The following is a 4,349-nucleotide window of genomic DNA, read 5'->3' as shown; positions in this document are numbered from 1 at the left end:
AGGCGTTTTCTGTTCAAAATTGAACAAAAAGCGCCTTATTTTTCTCTATAATGAATTTTTTTATAAAAAACGCAAGTTTTTCAGTGCCCTCATATGGAATCGGACTCATTCCTTTTAATTTATATGATTTAGATACTACTATTTCAAATGCTTATCTAGTCATATAAGTAATCAAATGTTAAGATTACTATCTGAATTACATAAACATTATTCTGAATTTTCATTCGTTTAGAGGCCGAAATCTGGAATTCTGATTTATTGATGCGATCAGTTTTTACATCTTTACCTATAAAGATATATTTATTGGATAATAGAAAAAAATTTTTTTTATTGGTGAAAAAGAAGTGAGGATAGTATATGAAGAAAAGAATTTTAATCGTGGAAGATGAAGCAAATATTCGAGAAGTATGCAAACGGTATTTAGAAAGAGAAGAATATGAAGTATATACCGCTGTAAATGGCAAAGAAGGTTGGGATTTATTTCTTACGCATCAACCAGATTTAATTATATTAGATTTGATGATGCCGAAAAAAGATGGATGGGAATTATGCGAGGAAATTCGTCAACAATCAAATGTCCCTATTATTATGTTAACTGCTAAGGGAGAGGAAAGGGATCGGATTTTAGGCTTAACAATGGGGGCAGATGATTATTTAACAAAGCCATTTTCCCCTCGTGAATTAGTATTAAGAGTCCAAATTATACTAAGAAGAGGAAGCCAGATACCGATACAAGCGAAAGAATCCCTATTGGAAGTGATAGAATTTCCAGATTTGAAAATATATCCAAAGACAAGATATGTACTTGTTTGTGATAAGGAAGTGGAGTTAACGGTGAAAGAGTTTGAGGTACTTTATCTCATGGCAAAGCATCCAAAACAAGTATTTTCTCGCTCGCAGCTTCTTGAACTAATTTGGGATTTTGGACATGAAGGGGCATCAAACACAGTTACTGTGCTAGTGAGTCGTTTACGTGAAAAGCTTGAGAAGTATACAATAAAGAATCGTTGGATTCATACGGTTTGGGGTATAGGATATCGCTTTGAGCCAAATGGAGGAAATGAAGCATGAGGTTACGTATTCAATTGTTACTCATGAATTTATTAAGTACCAGTATTATGGTAATTGCTATATGGTATAGTGAGACGAAAATGTTACTTGAACCGGAACAAACGCGGTTATTAACAGTAATTGCATTTGTGGCATTCATTATTTCAACGTTTATTTATTGGTTAATGACACGTCCTATCATGAGATCTATACAAAATTTAATAAAATTGACGAAACAATTTAGTGATAGACACTTTGAAACGATGTATATAATTGGGCAAGAACCACGGGAGTTTAAAGAATTAGCAACAGCCTTTCAACAGATGGCAAAAAAGTTAGAAGAAGGGTTTACTAAGTTAGAGGAAGAGGAAAAATCCCGTAAGGAGTTAATTACCAATATCTCACACGACTTACGAACACCTATGGCTAGCATGCAATTGATGATAGAAGCATTACAAGATAACCTGATTGAAGATCCTGAAATGAAAAAGCAATACTTAGCGACGATTTTAAAAGAAATAGAAAGATTAAGTGGATTAATTAACGACTTATTTGATCTTTCAAAGTTAGAGTTTGAGCAAGTAGATTTTCACCCAAGTTTCACACATTTAGATAAAGTCCTATTAGATGTATTAGAGTCACATTCTGTCTTATTAGGAGACAAACAAATCCATATGCAATTGGATGTTCCTGATACATTACCTCGACTTTTGATTATGCCTTGTAAAATAGAAAGGGTCATAGGTAATTTATTACATAATGCAATTCGATATTCTCCTATCTCTGGAACAATTGAATTGACTATAGAAGAAAATGAACAAACTCAACAGGTCCAATTCACTTTGCGGGATGAAGGAATGGGAATTTCTCCAAATGATCAATTACGCGTATTTGAACGTTTTTTTAGAACAGATCGATCAAGAAGTTCGCAATCTGGAGGATCCGGACTTGGATTAGCTATTGCAAAATCATTGATAGAAATGCACAAAGGGGAAATTGGTGTGAGGAATCGCGCAGATAGTAAGCAGGGAAGTGAATTTTGGTTTACTCTTCCCATCACATCAGAAAAAAATAAGAACGCTGAAAGACTTTTGTAATATTTACGTTATAAAAATGAAAGACCTTCTTGTTAACATACTACTACACAGTATGTTATAGGAGGGTTTTTACTTTATGAAAAGAAAATATGTATGGTTTATAGGTGGTTTGATAATTGTATTGGGGATTTTATGGTCATTGTTCCGACCAGAGAAATTATTTATTGATAAACACGTGAATGAAGCATTGCCACAAACAGAGGTACAATCAACTGAAGCAAAGCAACAAAGTGAACGAGTAATAAGTGAAGGACAGTTTCAAAACGGTGTCCATGAAACAACTGGAACGGCAAAAATTCATCAATTAGCGGATGGAAAACGTGTTTTGCGACTTTCTGATTTTACAACATCTAATGGACCAGATGTACGAGTTGTATTAGTTCCTACAAACCATTTGAAAAATAATGAAGACGTGAAAAACTATCAGTATATTGAATTAGGAAAATTAAAGGGAAATAAAGGAGACCAAAACTACGAAATTCCTGAAGGGATAGATGTAAGTGTATATGGTGCGGTTTCTATTTGGTGTGAAAGATTTAATGAAAACTTTGGTGCGGTTTATTTTAATAATTAAATATGAACTTAAAATTTCCCTCTTACTCAAAGGGGAGATTCGTATGGGATATGGTGGTAGTTGCAGCGGAGGTTGTGGATTTGGTGGCGGATTCGCATTACTGGTTGTGCTCTTTATCTTATTAATCATAGTTGGATCTAGCTGCAGCGAATTTAGTTGTTAAGAAGGGCACTCATAAGAGTGTCTTTTTTATATTTCTCAATTATTGTATATTTTGGAGTTACTTGACGTTTACTCTAAAACTAATTCTATATTACTGAACAAGATGTTCACCTCATTTTATAAGATATTTATATAATTCGATAAGAATAGAGGTAAACCTTTTAGTGAGAGAATATTAAGATTTGCAATGTAGAAAGCTGATTTTCTCAAGTTATTAAAAAAAGTGTATAAACACGGAGAGGAAAATGCATATGATGTTTTATGAGGTTGTTTGCTTTTCGTGTAAAAATATATTCCGAATATACGAAGGACGTGAAAAATATAAGCGATTTAAAGAGGAAACGAAAGGGGCATATTGTTGTGATGAATGTAGTCATAAAATTCAATTAGAAGCGATAAAACATTTTTTTAGGTAATTAAATTGGAATTCGGAAAAATATGTTAATATATATTTAATAAATTATCACTTATAACATACAAAATTAGGATTTTTAGAGAAGCGCAACAAAGAATGAGTACATACAGTTCCTATATTTGAGAAGGTTTTAATAAAAATAGATTTGTAATTTCGCAAAGTATTAGCTAACAAGGGGCAATGAGAAAAAAATTTATTATGTATTACAACGACTGATATATTGAAATGTTAAAGTGGATTAATAGGGAGAATCATATGGAGAAATATTATGTTTATGAATCAAAGGTAAAAGTAGTAGGTGTATTACTTTTAATATTAGCAGTAGAAGCGATGTTTCTATTTATAGTAACACTTGCATTTTTATTAGAAGAGCTTAATTTTATAATAGGAATTTTATTTGCAGTTCTTGCATTAGTTGTATTAGTTGCACTTTGGAAAACCATTCAAAAGATTATTGCGAGGAAACCGGCCGTTATTTTAGAAATGGAATATATTACGATTATTAACAATCCTAAATATCCTGTAAAAATCGCTTTGAAGGATATATTCGGCCTTTTACCTTATGAAATCCAAGGGCAAAGGTTTTTAGGGATTGTAATGGAAGAGGAAATTGAGGATCGATATATCACTTCTATACCAGCAAAGGGACAACGATTGTATCGAGTAAATAAACGTGCTGGATATATACCGTTTAATATTCATTTGAATTTATTAAAAATCGATGGAGAAGTATTGTTTGAGAAATTGCAAGAGTATAATTTAAGTTTTTTAGTTTATGAAGACGAAGTGAAATAGCGGTATATAAAATATAAAAAACTCTTCTTAAAGAAAAAACCTAAAAATAAGTAGTTTTTTTCTTTAAGAAGAGTTTTGGGAATAAAGTCTTAATATGAGATTAAAATAATAACTCCTTTAATTGATGAGTATGTATTGGGCTATAAAAAAACGGCAAGCTGGTGATTGAAGTGAACCCTGAAAACGGGACACCTATTAAAACACCTAAACCATCTGTTCCCTAAATTCTTTAGGGGATAGGTGGTTTAATTTTTCT

Annotated in this window: 6 protein-coding genes; all 6 read left to right on the top strand. The window is 32.1% G+C overall.

The features are described from left to right. Positions 1–357: 357 nt before the first annotated feature. The 6 genes from MR065_RS26840 to MR065_RS26815 all read left to right on the top strand — a co-directional run bounded on the left by MR065_RS26840 (position 358) and on the right by MR065_RS26815 (position 4,093). Positions 358–1,071 (top strand): response regulator transcription factor, encoded by a 714-nt coding sequence (locus MR065_RS26840; protein WP_242215719.1) that lies wholly within the window; start codon positions 358–360, stop codon positions 1,069–1,071. After that, a complete protein-coding gene (locus MR065_RS26835) occupies positions 1,068–2,147 on the top strand; it encodes a sensor histidine kinase (RefSeq protein ID WP_242215718.1) in 1,080 nt (359 codons plus the stop codon). The genes MR065_RS26840 and MR065_RS26835 overlap by 4 nt, the downstream gene beginning before the upstream one ends. A gap of 76 nt (positions 2,148–2,223) precedes the next feature. Then, a complete protein-coding gene (locus tag MR065_RS26830) occupies positions 2,224–2,721 on the top strand; it encodes a DM13 domain-containing protein (protein ID WP_242215717.1) in 498 nt (165 codons plus the stop codon). Between the two features lie 43 nt (positions 2,722–2,764). Next, on the top strand, positions 2,765–2,884 hold the full coding sequence (locus MR065_RS26825) for a YjcZ family sporulation protein (protein ID WP_215582665.1): 120 nt from the start codon (positions 2,765–2,767) through the stop codon (positions 2,882–2,884). Between the two features lie 244 nt (positions 2,885–3,128). Beyond that, on the top strand, positions 3,129–3,299 hold the full coding sequence (locus MR065_RS26820) for a DUF2197 domain-containing protein (RefSeq protein ID WP_242215716.1): 171 nt from the start codon (positions 3,129–3,131) through the stop codon (positions 3,297–3,299). Between the two features lie 254 nt (positions 3,300–3,553). Further along, a complete protein-coding gene (locus MR065_RS26815) occupies positions 3,554–4,093 on the top strand; it encodes an STM3941 family protein (protein WP_242215715.1) in 540 nt (179 codons plus the stop codon). Positions 4,094–4,349: the final 256 nt, after the last annotated feature.

The sequence above is a fragment of the Bacillus cereus group sp. BfR-BA-01383 genome (genome assembly GCF_022663495.1).
In the GTDB taxonomy this organism is placed as follows: Bacteria; Bacillota; Bacilli; order Bacillales; family Bacillaceae_G; genus Bacillus_A; species Bacillus_A cereus_AU.
Note: the sequence above shows the minus strand (reverse complement) of the source record. Positions and strands in the feature narration are given on the sequence as shown.

Bases quoted from the DNA above. Each gene is read 5' to 3' on its own strand.
- MR065_RS26840 (WP_242215719.1), top strand. From the start codon at position 358: ATGAAGAAAAGAATTTTAATCGTGGAAGATGAAGCAAATATTCGAGAA.
- MR065_RS26835 (WP_242215718.1), top strand. From the start codon at position 1,068: ATGAGGTTACGTATTCAATTGTTACTCATGAATTTATTAAGTACCAGT.
- MR065_RS26830 (WP_242215717.1), top strand. From the start codon at position 2,224: ATGAAAAGAAAATATGTATGGTTTATAGGTGGTTTGATAATTGTATTG.
- MR065_RS26825 (WP_215582665.1), top strand. From the start codon at position 2,765: ATGGGATATGGTGGTAGTTGCAGCGGAGGTTGTGGATTTGGTGGCGGA.
- MR065_RS26820 (WP_242215716.1), top strand. From the start codon at position 3,129: ATGCATATGATGTTTTATGAGGTTGTTTGCTTTTCGTGTAAAAATATA.
- MR065_RS26815 (WP_242215715.1), top strand. From the start codon at position 3,554: ATGGAGAAATATTATGTTTATGAATCAAAGGTAAAAGTAGTAGGTGTA.